Source organism: Streptomyces sp. NBC_00523, assembly GCF_036346615.1.
Classification (GTDB): domain Bacteria; phylum Actinomycetota; class Actinomycetes; order Streptomycetales; family Streptomycetaceae; genus Streptomyces.
Genome location: NZ_CP107836.1, coordinates 6,129,769 through 6,144,611 on the forward strand (window position 1 = coordinate 6,129,769; position 14,843 = coordinate 6,144,611).

Consider the following 14,843-nt stretch of genomic DNA (forward strand, 5'->3'; position numbering starts at 1 on the left):
GATGTTTCCGGGGCCGGGGAGAACGACGCTGGATCCATGTTCGTCGCATGGAGAGACCTACGGTTCGCCAAGGGCCGGTTCGCGCTCATGGGCACGGTGATCGTGCTGATCACCCTGCTTGTGGGCCTGCTGTCCGGCCTCACCGCCGGGCTGGCCCGGGAGAACACCTCGGCCGTCACCGGGCTGAACGCCGACCACCTGGCGTTCGCCGCCCCGCCGGACGGCCGGTCGGTGTCCTTCACCGACTCGTCCGTCGGTGAGGACGCCGTTCGCGCCTGGGCCGGGCGGCCCGGCGTGGCGTCCGCGCACCCGCTCGGCATCCGCACCCTGAACGCCACCGCCGGTACGGGGAAGCGCACCGCCGCCGTCTCCGCGTTCGGCGTGGAGCCCGGCAGCGGCCTGGCGCCCGCCCGGGTCGGCCCCGGCGAAGTGGTGCTCTCGCGCGGCGGCGCCGACGAGCTGGGCGTACGCCCCGGGGACCGGCTGACCCTCGGCGGCCGGGAGGCCACCGTGGCAGCCGTCGCGGGCGACGCCTCGTACAGCCACACCCCGGTCGTGTGGACCGACCTCGCCGACTGGCAGCGGTCCGGGGACGGGCGCGCCACCGTGATCGCCCTGACCACCACCGGCGGCGCCGATCTGGCCGCCGGTGACCGGGCGGCCGGCACCCGCACGCTCTCGCTGGACGACTCGCTGACCGTCATCGGCTCCTACCAGGCCGAGAACGGCTCGCTCCAGCTGATGCGCGGCTTCCTCTTCGCCATCTCCGCCCTGGTCATCGGCGCGTTCTTCACCGTCTGGACGATCCAGCGCAGCGGCGATGTCGCCGTGCTCAAGGCGCTGGGCGCCTCCACCCCGTATCTGCTCCGGGACGCGCTCGGCCAGGCCGTCGTGATGCTCGCCGTCGGTACGGGGCTGGGCACCGCCCTCGCCTCCGGCATCGGCGCCCTGGTCGCCGGAGGGGCCGTGCCGTTCGTCCTGGACGCGGCGACGGTCCTCGTCCCGGCCGCCGTGATGATCGCCCTCGGCGCGGCCGGGGCCGCCCTGTCCATCCGGCGGATCACCGCCGTCGACCCGCTCACCGCGCTCGGGAGTGCCCGATGACCCTCACGCTCACCGATGTCACCCTCACCTACCCGGACGGCGACGGACGGCTCACCGCGCTGGACCGCGTCAGGCTCGACGTGCCCGCCGGCACCCTCACCGCCGTCGTCGGCCCGTCCGGCTCCGGCAAGTCCAGCCTCCTCGCGGTGGCGGCGACGCTGGTCGCCCCGGACGACGGGGCGGTCGTCGTCGCCGGTACGGACACCACGGGGCTGGGGCGCGCGGAGAAGGCGGCGCTGCGGCGGGAGCGCGTCGGCATCGTCTTCCAGCAGCCCAACCTGCTCCCGTCCCTGACCGCCGTCGAACAGCTCCAGGTCATGGCCCATCTGTCGGGCGGCCGGGCCGGGGCCGCCCGGGCCCGGGCGCTCGGTCTGCTCGACGCGGTCGGTCTCGCCGGGCAGGCCGGCCGCAGGCCCCACCAGCTGTCCGGCGGGCAGCGCCAGCGGATCAACATCGCCCGGGCCCTGATGAACGATCCGGCCCTGCTGCTCGTGGACGAGCCGACCAGCGCCCTGGACCACGAGCGCGGCGCGGCCGTCCTGGACCTGCTGGTGACGCTGACCCGGCAGCGGTCCACGGCGACGGTCCTGGTCACGCACGACCGCGCCCACCTGGACCGGGTGGACCGGACGGTCACCATGCTGGACGGCCGCCTGACCGCCCCGGCGCTCACCTGAAACGGGGGCGGGCCCGGACCTCCGAGAGGTCCGGGCCCGCCTCACGGACTCTCAGCCCGCCGTACCGCTGCTCGCCAGCGCGTCCGACAGCTCCTTGGCCGCCTGCTGGAGGATCGGCACGATCCGCTCGGTGGCCGCCTCGGTGACCCGGCCCGCCGGGCCGGAGATCGAGATCGCGGCGGAGGTGGGGGAGTTGGGCACCGAGACCGCCAGGCAGCGGACCCCTATCTCCTGCTCGTTGTCGTCCACCGCGTAGCCCACCCGGCGCACCTGGTCCAGCGCCTCCAGGAAGCCGTCCGGGGTGGTGATCGTCTTCTCGGTGGCGGCGGGCATCCCGGTGCGGGCGAGGAGGGCGCGCACCTCGTCCGGCGGGGTGTGCGCGAGCAGCGCCTTGCCGACGCCCGTGGAGTGCGGCAGCACCCGGCGGCCCACCTCGGTGAACATGCGCATCGAGTGCTTGGACGGCACCTGCGCCACGTACACGATCTCGTCGCCGTCGAGCAGCGCCATGTTGGCCGTCTCGCCGGTCTCCTCGACCAGCCGGGCCAGATACGGGCGGGCCCAGGTGCCGAGCAGCCGTGCGGCGGACTCGCCGAGGCGGATCAGCCGGGGGCCGAGCGCGTAACGCCGGTTGGGCTGCTGACGTACGTAACCGCACAGGACCAGCGTGCGCATCAGGCGGTGGATCGTCGGCAGCGGGAGTCCGCTGCTCGCGGAGAGCTCGCTCAGGCCGACCTCGCCCCCCGCGTCGGCCATCCGCTCCAGCAGGTCGAAGGCGCGCTCAAGGGACTGCACACCACCGCTGGAACCGGCGGGCTTGGAGTCGGAAGTGCTGGCGTGGGACGGCGGCACGTCAACGGTCCTTTCGAAGCGGAGGAGCAAGGCAGCAGCCTACCGGGCCCTTTTCGGCCGGCCCACAGCCGACGGGGGCCGTCATGGCCGGTCAGCGCCCGTTTGTCCGGGTGTCCGCAGGTGGTGCGGCAGCCCGGCCGCGCGGCACCTGGCCCATTCTACGTTCCGCACTCCGAAATTCACCTTTTACTTTGTGGAAACCTCCAGCGCGGCTCCGGGAGCGGGCGCGGCGCGAGGGTGAGGTCTTGACGGGTCGCGCTCCCGAGTGAAGACTCCTTCAACAGTTCGTTGAAAGTGCGAAGTGAGGAGCACCGGTGTCCGGTCCGGACGTGAAGCTGCTACTGCGCTCGACGCGCGTCGTCACCCCCGAGGGGACCCGGCCCGCGTCGGTCGCCGTCACCGGCGGGACCATCGACGCCGTTCTGCCGTACGACACCGAGGCCCCGGCCGGTGCCCGCGTCGAGGACTTCGGGGACGACGTCCTGCTGCCCGGCCTCGTGGACACCCACGTCCATGTGAACGACCCCGGCCGCACCGAGTGGGAGGGCTTCTGGACCGCCACCCGCGCGGCGGCGGCCGGCGGCATCACCACGCTGCTCGACATGCCCCTCAACTCGCTGCCGCCCACCACCACGGTGGAGAACCTGCGGGTCAAGCAGGGCGTCGCCGAGCCCAAGGTGCACGTCGACACCGGCTTCTGGGGCGGCGCGATCCCCACCAACGTCAAGGACCTGCGCCCGCTGTACGAGGCCGGGGTGTTCGGTTTCAAGTGCTTCCTGTCGCCGTCCGGCGTCGAGGAGTTCCCCGAGCTGGACCAGGAGCAGCTGGCCCGGTCCATGGCCGAGATCGCCGGCTTCGGCGGGCTGCTCATCGTGCACGCCGAGGACCCGCACCACCTGGCCTCCGCGCCGCAGCAGGGCGGCCCGGCCTACGCGAACTTCCTGGCGTCCCGGCCGCGCGACGCCGAGAACACCGCGATCGAGGGCCTGATCGCCCACGCCCGGCGGCTGAACGCCCGCGTCCACGTCCTGCACCTCTCGTCCAGCGACGCCCTGCCGCTGATTGCCGCCGCCCGGCGCGAGGGCGTCCGGCTCACCGTCGAGACCTGCCCGCACTTCCTCACCCTCACCGCCGAGGAGGTCCCGGACGGGGCCACCGAGTTCAAGTGCTGCCCGCCGATCCGGGAGGCCGCCAACCAGGACGCGCTGTGGCAGGGGCTCGCCGACGGCACCATCGACTGCATCGTCTCCGACCACTCGCCGTGCACCACCGACCTGAAGACCCCGGACTTCGCCTCCGCCTGGGGCGGCATCTCCTCCCTCCAGCTCGGCCTGCCCGCCATCTGGACCGAGGCCCGCCGACGCGGCCACACCCTGGACGACGTCGCCCGCTGGATGTCCGCAGCCCCGGCCGAGCTGGCCGGGCTGCGCCACAAGGGCGCCATCGAGGCGGGCCGCGACGCCGACTTCGCGGTCCTGGCGCCCGACGCCACCTTCACCGTCGACCCGGCCGAGCTCTTCCACCGCAACCAGGTCACCGCCTACGCCGGACGCACCCTGCACGGCGTGGTGCGCTCCACCTGGCTGCGCGGTGTACGGATCGCCGCCGACGGCGTGCTCTGCGAACCCACCGGCCGCCTCCAGACAAGGGACCCCCAGGCATGACGGCGACAGCGCACTTCACCGGCGACGCGAACCCGTACGGCGGCGGCGACCCGTACGCCGACTACCGCACCGCCGACCACCCCTTCACCCACCTCGTGGACCTCGCCGACCGGCGGCTCGGGGCGGGCGTGATCGCCGCCAACGACGAGTTCTTCGCCGAGCGCGAGAACCTGCTCAGGCCGGAGCCCGCCCACTTCGACCCGGAGCGCTTCGGGCACAAGGGCAAGATCATGGACGGCTGGGAGACCCGCCGCCGACGCGGTGCGAGCGCCGAGCGGCCGCACCCGGTGGACGAGGACCACGACTGGGCGCTGATCCGCCTCGGCGCCCCCGGCATCGTGCGCGGCCTGGTCGTGGACACCGCCCACTTCCGCGGCAACTACCCGCAGGCCGTCTCCGTCGAGGCCGTCTCGCTGCCCGGCTCGCCCTCGCCGGAGGAGCTGCTCGCCCCGGACGTGAAGTGGACGACGCTCGTCCCCCGTACCGCCGTCGGCGGCCACGCGGCCAACGGCTTCGCCGTCGACGTGGAGCGCCGCTTCACGCACCTGCGGCTCAACCAGCACCCGGACGGCGGCATCGCCCGCCTGAGGGTCTACGGCGAGGTCGCCCCCGACCCCGCCTGGCTGACCGCGCTCGGTACGTTCGACATCGTCGCCCTGGAGAACGGCGGCCGGGTCGAGGACGCCTCCGACCGCTTCTACTCCCCGGCGACCAACACCATCCAGCCCGGCCGCTCCCACAAGATGGACGACGGCTGGGAGACCCGGCGCCGCCGCGACCGGGGCAACGACTGGATCCACTACCACCTGGCCGAAGAGGCGGACATCCGCGCCGTCGAGATCGACACCGCCTACCTCAAGGGCAACGCGGCCGGGTGGGCACAGCTCACCGCCCGGGACGCGGAGACCGGTGCCTGGGCCGCGTTCCTGCCCCGGACCCGGCTCCAGCCCGACACCAACCACCGCTTCGTGCTGCCCGAGGCGATCCGCGCCGACCAGGTCCGGATCGACATCTTCCCGGACGGCGGCATCTCCCGGCTCCGCCTCTTCGGCTCGCTCACCGAACGCGGCGCGGCCCGGCTCGCCGCCCGCCACGCCGAACTCGGCGGCTGACACGCCGGGACCCCGGGGGTGCGGAACGGGAGCGTCAGAACTCCTCGTGCTCCTCGGGGTCCCCGCCGAACCGCTCCCTGGGGCCGCCGGAGATCCGCCCCAGCTCCTCGGGCGTCAGCTCGAAGCCGAACAGGTCCAGGTTCTCCCGCTGCCGCCCCGGATCGGCCGACTTCGGGATCGGTACGGCCCCGAGCTGGGTGTGCCACCGCAGCACCGCCTGCCCCGGGGTGACGCCGTGCGCCTCGGCGACGGCCACCACGTCCGGGTCGGCCAGCAGGTCCCGGCCGCGCCCCAGGGGGCTCCAGCTCTGCGTGACGATCCCCATCGCCGCGTGTGCCGCGCGCAGCTCCTCCTGGGGCAGCCGGGGGTGCAGCTCGATCTGGTTGACGGCGGGCACGACGCCCGTCTCGTCCTCCAGCCGCTTCAGGTGTCCGGCGGTGAAGTTGGAGACCCCGACCGACCGGACGAGCCCGTCCTCGCGCAGCTTGATGAGCGCCCGCCAGGTGTCCACGTACAGGTCCACCCTGGGCAGCGGCCAGTGGATGAGGTAGAGGTCCACGTAGTCCAGGCCGAGGTTGCTCCGGGACTCCTCGAACGAGGCGAGCGTCTTCTCGTAACCGTGGTGGCGGCCGGGCACCTTGGTCGTGACGACGATCTCCTCGCGCGGGACCCCGCTGCGGGCGATGCCGCGCCCCGTACCGGTCTCGTTGCCGTAGTTCAGCGCGGTGTCCACGAGCCGGTGGCCGAGACCGAGGGCCCCGGACACCGCCTTCTCCGCCGCGTCGTCGTCCAGCGGGTAGGTGCCGAGCCCGACCGCCGGGATCGTACGGCCGTCGTTCAGGGTGTGCGCCGGGATACCGGACATGATCGCCCCTTCTCCTCGTCTGCCGTTACGGGCATGCCTCCCCGCCCAGCGTAGGCGGGGCGGGGAGGCGCGGCAGCGCGACGTCAGGCGGCGTGACCGCCGTCCACGACCAGCTCGGCCCCGGTGACGAATGCGGCCTCCGCGCCCGCGAGGTACGAGATCAGCGCGGCGATCTCCGCCACCGTGCCGAACCGGTCCAGCGCGTTGGCCGCGCGCTGCCCCTCGGCGAACGGGCCGTCGGCCGGGTTCATGTCGGTGTCCACGGCGCCCGGCTGGACCAGGTTGACCGTGATGCCGCGCGGGCCCAGCTCGCGGGCCAGCGGCTTGGTCAGGCCGGAGAGGGCGGACTTGCTCATCGCGTACAGCGTTCCGCCGGGTCCGCCCGCGTATCGGCTCAGGGCCGTGCCGAGGGAGATGATCCTGCCCCCGCGCTCCATCACCTCGGCCGCCGCCCGGCAGGCGAGGAACACCGCCCGGACGTTCACGGCGAGGACCCGGTCCACATCGGCGGGCGTGAGCGTGCCGATGGGGCCGAGGACGCCGATGCCCGCGTTGTTCACCAGGACGTCCAGCCGCCCGAGCTCCGCCGCCGCCCGGTGCACCACCGAGGCGGCGGCCTCCGGGTCGGCCGAGTCGGCGCGCAGCGCGACCGCACGGCGGCCGGTCGCCTCGACGGCGGCGACGACCTCCTTGGCGGCGCGCTCGTCGCGTACGTAGGTCAGCGCCACGTCGGCGCCGTCCCGGGCGAGCCGCAGCGCGGTCGCGGCGCCGATGCCCCGGCTGCCGCCGGTGACGAGGGCGGTGCGGGGGGTGGGAAGGGTGCTGTTCATCGTGGTTCCTGTCCGTTGCGTCCGTTGCCGGTCGTGCCGACAGGAACCAGGAAAGTCGTCCGGCGGCCCGGAGACCGGCGGGAAATGGACGCCGAGTCCGGGGGCTCGCCACGGCGGGAGCACGCCCGGTAGCGTGATCGTTCCCCAGTGCGAGCCGGTGCCGTCTCCACGTCGTCCCTGTGGAGAGAGCAGGAGTCCAGGTGTCCTCCGCCGCCGTTTCCGCCCCCGTCCTCGCCCCGCCGCGCCGGGCCTGGCTCACCGATCTGCCCGTCCTGCTGGTCGCGGTGGTCTGGGGCTCCAGTTATCTCGCCGCCAAGGGCATCACCACCCCGCAGACCGTCGTCGCCGTGCTCGTGCTGCGGTTCGCCGTCGTGCTGCCCGTCCTCGCCGTCGCCGGACGGCGCCGGCTGTGCGCGCTGAGCGCCGCGCAGTGGCGGGGCGCCGGGTTGCTGGGCCTGGTGCTCAGCGGGATCTTCCTGGTGGAGACGTACGGCATCGTGCACACCTCGGCGACCAACGCCGGGCTCATCATCAGCCTCACCATGATCTTCACCCCGCTCGCCGAGGCCGCCGTCACCCGGACCCGGCCGACCGGGACCTTCCTCGCCGCCGCCGGGCTCTCCGTGGCCGGGGTGGTGCTGCTGACCCAGGGCGGCGGATTCACCAGCCCCTCGGTGGGCGACCTGCTCATGCTCGCCGCCGCCCTCGCCCGGACCCTGCACGTCCTGCTCATGTCCCGCATCAAGTCCGTCCAGGACGCGGACTCGCTGTCCCTGACGACCGTGCAGCTCGGCAGCGCCGTCGCCGTCTTCGCCCTGCTGGCCGCCGCGCCGGGGACGGGCGAGGCGCCCTGGACGGTCGCCGCCGGATTCGGCGTCCGGGAATGGGGCGGGCTGCTCTTCCTCTCGGTGTTCTGCACGCTCTTCGCGTTCTTCGTGCAGATGTGGTCCGTACGCCGCACCTCCCCGTCCCGGGTCAGCCTGCTGCTCGGTACGGAACCGCTGTGGGCCGCCGCCGCGGGCATCGCGATCGGCGGCGAGCGGCTGGGCGTCGCCGGGGCGGCCGGCGCCGTGCTGGTGCTGGCCGGGACCGCCTGGGGGCGGCGGAGCGCGGACCCGGGCGCGCCCTGACCGGCTCACTCCTTGATCGCGTCCGCCGCGATCATGACGGCCGCGCCCGCCACCATCAGCACGATCGACACGAAGACCGGGTACTCGGAGGCGAACGGCAGCTTCTGCACCAGGTTGAAGAAGCGGAACCAGTCCAGCCACACATGGAGCAGCCCGGCGACCCCCTGGACGAAGACCAGGAACCCGACCGTCTCGCAGAGTTTCTTCATGGCCCCGAGCCTGGCCGCCGGGGCCGCTCCGCCGCGTCGGCCGGTGGGCTGCCCCGCCGGGTCCGAAAGTCTCCGTCTCCGCGACTTTGGTCGCTCCCGCGCCCCGGACACCTCGAACCGGGCGCCCGCGTGCGTAGCTTTGTCGACATGACGCGTACGGAGTACCCCTGGCTGCTGCCCTCGGCGATGGCCGGACCCGAGCTGCCCGACGACCGCGGCCGGTCCCGCCGCACCGTGCGGGACTGGGTGGTCGACCTCACCGCGTTCCTCTGCGCGGCGGGCATCGGCCTGGCGACGCTCGCCACGATAGAGGCCGACCCCACCACATCGGACACCTTCGTCCTGGTGGACTCCCTCGTCGGCGCCGCCGCCTGCTGCGCCCTGTGGTTCCGGCGCCGCTGGCCGGTCGGGCTCGCCGTCGCCCTGACCCTGCTGTCCACCGTCGAACCGGTCGCGGCGGGCGCCCTGCTCGTCGCGCTGTTCAGCCTGGCCGTCCACCGGCCGTTCCGCCCGGTCGCCCTCGTCGGCGCGGGGGCCCTGGCCGTCGCCCCCGTACAGCCGTATCTGCGCCCCGACCCGAACACCTCGTTCCTGGCGTCCACCATCATCGGGCTCCTGCTGATCCTGCTCGTCCTCAGCTGGGGCATGATCGTGCGCTCCCGGCGCCAGCTCGTCGTCTCCCTCCGTGAACGCGCCGTCCGCGCCGAGACCGAGGCCGCCCTCCGCGCCGAGCAGGCCCAGCGGCTCGCCCGCGAGGAGATCGCCCGCGAGATGCACGACGTGCTCGCCCACCGGCTGACCCTGCTCAGCGTCCACGCGGGCGCCCTGGAATTCCGGCCCGACGCGCCCCCGGCCGAGGTCGCCCGCGCCGCCGGGGTCATCCGGGACAGCGCGCACGAGGCGCTCCAGGACCTCCGCGAGATCATCGGCGTGCTCCGCGGCCCCCGCGACAGCGACGGCAACCGCCCGCAGCCCACCCTCGCCACCCTCGACGCGCTCGTCGCCGAATCCCGGGATGCGGGCATGAAGGTCACCCTGGACAACCGCCTCGCCGACCCCGACGCCGTGCCCGCCGCCTCCGGGCGCACCGTCTACCGGATCGCCCAGGAGGCGCTGACCAACGCCCGCAAGCACGCCCCCGGCACCGAGGTCACCGTCGCCGTCACCGGCGGACCCGGGCAGGGCATCACCGTGGAGGTGCGCAACCCGGCGCCCACCGAGCCCTTCACCCCGGTCCCCGGCTCCGGCCAGGGGCTCATCGGCCTCACCGAACGGGCCACCCTCGCCGGCGGCCGTCTCGACCACGGGCCCGCCCCCGGCGGCGGGTTCGCGGTGCGGGCCTGGCTACCGTGGGCGTCATGACCCACGCGCCCGTCCGCCTGCTCATCGTCGACGACGACCCGCTCGTCCGGGCCGGGCTGAAGCTGATGCTCGGCGGCGCCGACGACATCGACATCGTGGGCGAGGGCTCCGACGGCAGCGAGGCCGAGGCCCTGGTCGACCGGCTGCGGCCCGACGTGGTCCTGATGGACATCCGGATGCCGGTCATGGACGGCCTCACCGCCACCGAAGCGCTGCGCGCCCGGCCCGACGCGCCGGAGATCGTCGTCCTGACCACCTTCCACGCCGACGAACAGGTGCTCCGCGCCATCCGCGCCGGGGCCGCCGGCTTCGTCCTCAAGGACACCCCGCCCGCCCGGATCGTGGAGTCGGTGCGCCGGGTCGCGGCCGGCGACCCGGTCCTCTCGCCCGCCGTCACCCGGCAGCTCATGGCCCGGGCGGCCGGGTCCGGGCAGGAGGAACGCGTGGACCGGGCCGCCCGGGCGCGCGAGCGGATCGCGCTGCTCGCGGACCGGGAGCGCGAGGTGGCCGTCGCCGTGGGCCGGGGCCGGTCCAACGCGGAGATCGCCGCGACGCTCTACCTCAGCGTCGCCACGGTGAAGACCCAGGTCTCCCGCGTCCTCGCCAAGTTCGGCTTCAACAACCGCGTCCAGATCGCCCTGCTCGTCCACGACGCCGGACTCCTGGACGACGAGACCGGATCGAATCCGGCCTGAGGCCCCTCGTTCCCGGCAGACCTCCCGGCATAGGCTGAACGGGCCGGTCCTCGGAGCGGGGACGACACGACCGGGAGGGCGGGCCCATGTCCGAAGTCGTTGTGGATCTGCGCGGGTTGGCCGATTTCACCGCGGATCCGTACCCCTACTACGAGCGGATGCGCGCGACCGGACCCGTGCACCTCGTCCGCACCGACGAGTTCGACAGCATCTGGCTCGTCGTCGGCTACGACGAGGGCCGGGCCGTCCTGGCCGACCAGCGCTTCGGCAAGGACTGGCGGGCGCTGCCCGGCGAGACCGGCGGCGACCCGATCAACGCCAACATGCTGGAGACGGACGCCCCCGACCACACCCGGCTGCGCAAGCTGGTCGCCCGCGCGTTCACCCCGCGCCGCATCGAGGCGCTGCGCCCCCGGGTCGAGGAGATCACCGGCGAACTCCTCGACCTGATGGTCCCCGAGGGCCGCGCCGACCTCGTGGACGCGCTCGCCTTCCCGCTCCCCATGACCGTGATCTGCGAGCTGCTCGGCGTCCCCGACCTGGACCGGGCCGCCTTCCGCAAGCTGTCCAACGGCATCGTCGCCCCCGTGAACGCGGAGGAGGAGGGCGAGGCGGTCCGCGCCATGGGCGGCTACCTCGCGGAGCTGATCGGGGACAAGCGCCGCTCACCCGGCGACGACCTGCTCAGCGCCCTGATCGACGCCCGCCACGAGGACGACGACGCGCTCTCGCCCGACGAGCTGGTCGGCATGGCCTTCCTGCTGCTCGTCGCCGGCCACGAGACGACGGTCAACCTCATCTCCAACGGCGTACGCGCCCTGCTCGCCCACCCCGACCAGCTCGCCGCGCTCCGCGCCGACCTCTCGCTGCTCGACGGCGCCGTCGAGGAGATGCTGCGCTACGACGGACCCGTCGAGACGGCCACCCTCCGGTTCGCCCGGGAACCGGTCGAGGTCGGCTCCCGGACCATCGGAACCGGCGACGCCGTCCTGGTCTCGCTCGCCGGTTCGGACCGCGACCCGGCCCGCTACCCCGAGCCCGACCGCTTCGACATCCGCCGTGACAGCCGCGGCCACCTCGCCTTCGGACACGGCATCCACTTCTGCCTCGGCGCCCCGCTGGCCCGGATGGAGGGCCGCATCGCGATCCGCGCGCTCCTCGAACGCTGCCCGGGCCTGGCGGCCGACCCGCAGGCCGCCCCGTTCGACTGGCTGCCCGGCACGCTGATCCGGGGGGTGCGCCGCCTGCCGGTGCGCTGGTGAGCGACGCGCCGCCGTCCTGTTCGTGCCCCTCCGGGTCGCGGCGGCGCGTGCTCGGGGATACTTGCCCAGCCGGGCCGGGACCACAGGGCCCCGGCTCCACCGGCAGCAGCACAGCGAGCAGCACAAGAAGGGCACGGCGTCGTGGCAAGGGTTCGGACAGGGGTACGTGCGATGGGCGCCGTGCTTGCGGCGGTGCTGGGGGTGTCCCTCATGGGATGCAGCAGCACCGGCGGCAAGCGGGCGGAGGAGCGTGCGGCCAAGGCCGCGGCCGAAGGCCGGGCCGCGGTGAACACGCCCCGCTGGACGTTCGCCATGGTCACCCACTCGGGCGACGGCGACACCTTCTGGGACATCGTCCAGAAGGGCGCCGACATGGCCGCCAAGAAGGACAACATCAACTTCCTGTACTCGCACAACGACGAGGGCCAGCAGCAGGCCCAGCTCGTGCAGGCGGCCATCGACAAGAAGGTCGACGGGCTGATCGTCACGCTCGCCAAGCCCGACGCCCTCAAGGACGTCGTCGCCAAGGCCGTCCGCGCCGGCATCCCCGTCATCACCGTGAACTCCGGCTCCGCCGAGTCCAAGGCGTACGGCGCCCTCACCCACATCGGCCAGGACGAGTCCATCGCCGGTGAGGCAGTCGGCGACGAGCTGAACAAGCGCGGCCGCAAGAAGGCCCTCTGCATCCTCCACGAGCAGGGCAACGTGGGCCACGAGCAGCGTTGCGCCGGCGCCAAGAAGACCTTCGACGGCCGGATGGAGAACCTGTACGTGGAGGGCACCAACATGCCCGACGTCCAGGCGTCCATCGAGGCGAAGCTCCAGTCCGACAAGGACATCGACGCGGTCGTCACGCTCGGCGCGCCCTTCGCGGACGCCGCCGTCAAGGCGAAGAACACCGCCGGCAGCAAGGCCGAGATCGACACCTTCGACCTGAACGCCGCCGTCGCCGCCGGGCTGAAGTCCAAGACCCTCGGCTTCGCCGTCGACCAGCAGCCCTACCTCCAGGGCTACGAGGCCGTCGACCTGCTCTGGCTCTACCGCTACAACCGCAACGTCCTCGGCGGCGGCCGCCCGGTCCTCACCGGCCCGCAGATCATCACCGCGAAGGACGCCGACCAGCTCGCCGAGTACGCCGACCGGGGCACCCGATGACCGCCGGGCCCGGATCGTCGGCCGTCGTGGACGAACGGCTGCTGCGCACCTCGCCGCTGCGCAAGCTCCTCGGCCGCCCGGAGCTGGGCTCGGTCGTCGGCGCGCTCGCCGTCTTCCTCTTCTTCGCGGTCGTCGCCGACAGCTTCCTGCGCGCCACCAGCTTCGGCACCGTGCTGTACGCGGCCTCCACCATCGGGATCATGGCGGCGCCGGTCGCGCTCCTGATGATCGGCGGCGAGTTCGACCTGTCCGCCGGTGTGATGGTCACCAGCTCCGCGCTGGTCTCCTCGATGTTCAGCTACCAGATGACGGCCAACGTCTGGGTCGGCGTCTTCGTGTCGTTGCTGGTCACGCTCGCCTTCGGCGCGTTCAACGGCTTCATGCTGACCCGCACGAAACTCCCCAGCTTCATCATCACGCTGGGCACGTTCCTGATGCTGACCGGTCTCAACCTGGGCCTCACCAAGCTGATCAGCGGCACGGTCTCCACGAAGAGGATCGGCGACATGGAGGGCTTCCCCTCCGCCCGCAAGCTCTTCGCCTCCTACTGGACCGTCGGCGGCGTCGAGCTCAAGGTGACGCTGCTGTGGTGGGCGGGACTGGTGGCCGTCGCCACCTGGATCCTGCTCCGCACCCGCTTCGGCAACTGGATCTTCGCCGTCGGCGGCGGAGCGGACGCGGCCCGCGCGGTCGGCGTCCCGGTCATCCGCACCAAGATCGGGCTCTACCTCGGCGTCGCCTTCGGCGCCTGGGTCTCCGGGCAGCACCTGCTGTTCAGCTACGACGTCGTGCAGTCCGGCGAGGGCGTCGGCAACGAGCTGATCTACATCATCGCGGCCGTCATCGGCGGCTGCCTGATCACCGGGGGTTACGGCTCCGCGATCGGCTCGGCGGTCGGTGCCCTGATCTTCGGCATGACCAGCAAGGGCATCGTGTACGCCGAGTGGAACCCGGACTGGTTCAAGTTCTTCCTGGGAGCGATGCTGCTCCTGGCCACCCTGCTCAACGCATGGGTACGCAAGCGCGCGGAGGCGACGAAATGACGGCCCCCAAGGCCCCGGAAGGGCCGCAGGACACCGGCCGGCAGGCCCTCGTCGAGCTGGACGACGTGGCCAAGTACTACGGCAACATCAAGGCGCTGGAAGGCGTCTCCCTCACGGTGCACGCGGGCGAGATCTCCTGCGTGCTCGGTGACAACGGCGCCGGCAAGTCCACCCTCATCAAGATCATCGCCGGGCTGCACCGGCACGACGCCGGGCGGTTCCTCATCGACGGCGAGGAGACCACCCTCGCCAACCCGCGCGACGCCCTCGACCGGGGCATCGCCACCGTCTACCAGGACCTCGCGGTCGTCCCCCTGATGCCGGTCTGGCGCAACTTCTTCCTGGGCTCCGAGCCGACGACCGGCGCCGGCCCCTTCAAGCGCCTCGACGTGAGGCTGATGCGCGAGACCACCCACGCGGCGCTGCTCCGCATGGGCATCGACCTGCGCGACGTGGACCAGCCCATCGGCACCCTGTCCGGCGGCGAGCGGCAGTGCGTGGCCATCGCGCGCGCCGTCCACTTCGGCGCGAAGGTGCTCGTTCTGGACGAGCCGACGGCCGCGCTCGGCGTCAAGCAGTCCGGGGTCGTCCTGAAGTACATCGCGGCCGCCCGGGACGCCGGCCTCGGCGTGGTCCTCATCACGCACAACCCGCACCACGCGTACCTCGTCGGCGACCGGTTCGTCCTCCTGAAGCGGGGTGCCATGGCCGGCAGCCACACCAAGGACAGCGTCACGCTGGACGAGCTGACCCGGCAGATGGCGGGCGGCAGCGAGCTGGAGGAGCTGAGCCACGAGCTGAAGCGCACCTCCGGCCCGAGCCCCCTCGACAAGCCGTAGGTCGTGTCCGGACACGACCTAGAAGAGCGGTCCGCCCGCCCGTC

General features: G+C 73.1%; 15 protein-coding genes. 11 read left to right on the forward strand and 4 right to left on the reverse strand.

Going from position 1 to position 14,843, the window contains the following annotated elements:
- Nucleotides 1-36 precede the first annotated feature (36 nt).
- Together OHS17_RS27830 and OHS17_RS27835 are read left to right on the forward strand one after the other, a co-directional pair.
- Complete coding sequence (locus OHS17_RS27830) at nt 37-1,104, forward strand: ABC transporter permease (protein WP_330314344.1); 1,068 nt, start codon at nt 37-39, stop codon at nt 1,102-1,104.
- A complete protein-coding gene (locus tag OHS17_RS27835) occupies nt 1,101-1,781 on the forward strand; it encodes an ABC transporter ATP-binding protein (protein ID WP_330314345.1) in 681 nt (226 codons plus the stop codon). The genes OHS17_RS27830 and OHS17_RS27835 overlap by 4 nt, the downstream gene beginning before the upstream one ends.
- A 51-nt stretch (nt 1,782-1,832) precedes the next feature.
- Here the strand turns inward: OHS17_RS27835 and OHS17_RS27840 are convergent, their stop codons facing one another.
- Entirely contained in the window at nt 1,833-2,633 is an 801-nt protein-coding gene (locus tag OHS17_RS27840; RefSeq protein ID WP_018100489.1) for an IclR family transcriptional regulator, read from the reverse strand.
- Nucleotides 2,634-2,947: 314 nt separating this feature from the next.
- On the opposite strand from OHS17_RS27840, the gene allB reads away from it, so the two are divergent.
- Nucleotides 2,948-4,297 (forward strand): allantoinase AllB, encoded by a 1,350-nt coding sequence (gene allB / locus OHS17_RS27845; RefSeq protein ID WP_330314346.1) that lies wholly within the window; start codon nt 2,948-2,950, stop codon nt 4,295-4,297.
- Nucleotides 4,294-5,409: an allantoicase gene (gene alc / locus OHS17_RS27850; RefSeq protein WP_330314347.1), complete on the forward strand. Its 1,116-nt coding sequence runs from the start codon at nt 4,294-4,296 to the stop codon at nt 5,407-5,409. Before allB ends, alc begins: the two co-directional genes overlap by 4 nt.
- Before the next feature lie 34 nt (nt 5,410-5,443).
- On the opposite strand, the gene OHS17_RS27855 is transcribed toward alc, so the two are convergent.
- Nucleotides 5,444-6,274, reverse strand: a complete 831-nt coding sequence (locus OHS17_RS27855; protein ID WP_330314348.1) for an aldo/keto reductase — start codon at nt 6,272-6,274, stop codon at nt 5,444-5,446.
- An 83-nt stretch (nt 6,275-6,357) separates the two neighbouring features.
- A complete protein-coding gene (locus OHS17_RS27860; protein ID WP_330314349.1) occupies nt 6,358-7,104 on the reverse strand; it encodes an SDR family oxidoreductase in 747 nt (248 codons plus the stop codon).
- A 200-nt stretch (nt 7,105-7,304) separates the two neighbouring features.
- Between OHS17_RS27860 and OHS17_RS27865 the strand changes: the two genes are divergently transcribed.
- The gene (locus OHS17_RS27865; RefSeq protein WP_330314350.1) at nt 7,305-8,234 is read left to right on the forward strand and encodes a DMT family transporter; all 930 of its coding nucleotides are present in this window, start codon (nt 7,305-7,307) and stop codon (nt 8,232-8,234) included.
- 5 nt (nt 8,235-8,239) lie between these two features.
- Here the strand turns inward: OHS17_RS27865 and OHS17_RS27870 are convergent, their stop codons facing one another.
- Complete coding sequence (locus tag OHS17_RS27870; RefSeq protein ID WP_330314351.1) at nt 8,240-8,443, reverse strand: hypothetical protein; 204 nt, start codon at nt 8,441-8,443, stop codon at nt 8,240-8,242.
- A gap of 147 nt (nt 8,444-8,590) precedes the next feature.
- Between OHS17_RS27870 and OHS17_RS27875 the strand changes: the two genes are divergently transcribed.
- From OHS17_RS27875 to OHS17_RS27900, 6 genes are all read left to right on the forward strand, one after another.
- Nucleotides 8,591-9,805 carry a sensor histidine kinase gene (locus tag OHS17_RS27875; RefSeq protein ID WP_330314352.1) on the forward strand — a complete coding sequence of 405 codons (1,215 nt, stop codon included), beginning with the start codon at nt 8,591-8,593 and terminating at the stop codon, nt 9,803-9,805.
- Nucleotides 9,802-10,500 (forward strand): response regulator transcription factor, encoded by a 699-nt coding sequence (locus OHS17_RS27880; RefSeq protein WP_330314353.1) that lies wholly within the window; start codon nt 9,802-9,804, stop codon nt 10,498-10,500. Before OHS17_RS27875 ends, OHS17_RS27880 begins: the two co-directional genes overlap by 4 nt.
- A gap of 86 nt (nt 10,501-10,586) precedes the next feature.
- Nucleotides 10,587-11,762 carry a cytochrome P450 family protein gene (locus OHS17_RS27885; protein ID WP_330314354.1) on the forward strand — a complete coding sequence of 392 codons (1,176 nt, stop codon included), beginning with the start codon at nt 10,587-10,589 and terminating at the stop codon, nt 11,760-11,762.
- A 141-nt stretch (nt 11,763-11,903) separates the two neighbouring features.
- Nucleotides 11,904-12,917 carry a sugar ABC transporter substrate-binding protein gene (locus tag OHS17_RS27890; RefSeq protein ID WP_443053282.1) on the forward strand — a complete coding sequence of 338 codons (1,014 nt, stop codon included), beginning with the start codon at nt 11,904-11,906 and terminating at the stop codon, nt 12,915-12,917.
- On the forward strand, nt 12,914-13,960 hold the full coding sequence (locus OHS17_RS27895; protein ID WP_330314356.1) for an ABC transporter permease: 1,047 nt from the start codon (nt 12,914-12,916) through the stop codon (nt 13,958-13,960). The genes OHS17_RS27890 and OHS17_RS27895 overlap by 4 nt, the downstream gene beginning before the upstream one ends.
- Nucleotides 13,957-14,799 (forward strand): ATP-binding cassette domain-containing protein, encoded by an 843-nt coding sequence (locus OHS17_RS27900; RefSeq protein WP_330314357.1) that lies wholly within the window; start codon nt 13,957-13,959, stop codon nt 14,797-14,799. Before OHS17_RS27895 ends, OHS17_RS27900 begins: the two co-directional genes overlap by 4 nt.
- Nucleotides 14,800-14,843: the final 44 nt, after the last annotated feature.

Excerpts from the sequence above, each read along its gene's own strand:
- OHS17_RS27830 (WP_330314344.1), top strand. The coding sequence starts at position 37 with ATGTTCGTCGCATGGAGAGACCTACGGTTCGCCAAGGGCCGGTTCGCG.
- OHS17_RS27835 (WP_330314345.1), top strand. The coding sequence starts at position 1,101 with ATGACCCTCACGCTCACCGATGTCACCCTCACCTACCCGGACGGCGAC.
- alc (WP_330314347.1), top strand. The coding sequence starts at position 4,294 with ATGACGGCGACAGCGCACTTCACCGGCGACGCGAACCCGTACGGCGGC.
- OHS17_RS27855 (WP_330314348.1), bottom strand. The coding sequence starts at position 6,274 with ATGTCCGGTATCCCGGCGCACACCCTGAACGACGGCCGTACGATCCCG.
- OHS17_RS27860 (WP_330314349.1), bottom strand. The coding sequence starts at position 7,104 with ATGAACAGCACCCTTCCCACCCCCCGCACCGCCCTCGTCACCGGCGGC.
- OHS17_RS27870 (WP_330314351.1), bottom strand. The coding sequence starts at position 8,443 with ATGAAGAAACTCTGCGAGACGGTCGGGTTCCTGGTCTTCGTCCAGGGG.
- OHS17_RS27875 (WP_330314352.1), top strand. The coding sequence starts at position 8,591 with ATGACGCGTACGGAGTACCCCTGGCTGCTGCCCTCGGCGATGGCCGGA.
- OHS17_RS27880 (WP_330314353.1), top strand. The coding sequence starts at position 9,802 with ATGACCCACGCGCCCGTCCGCCTGCTCATCGTCGACGACGACCCGCTC.
- OHS17_RS27885 (WP_330314354.1), top strand. The coding sequence starts at position 10,587 with ATGTCCGAAGTCGTTGTGGATCTGCGCGGGTTGGCCGATTTCACCGCG.
- OHS17_RS27895 (WP_330314356.1), top strand. The coding sequence starts at position 12,914 with ATGACCGCCGGGCCCGGATCGTCGGCCGTCGTGGACGAACGGCTGCTG.
- OHS17_RS27900 (WP_330314357.1), top strand. The coding sequence starts at position 13,957 with ATGACGGCCCCCAAGGCCCCGGAAGGGCCGCAGGACACCGGCCGGCAG.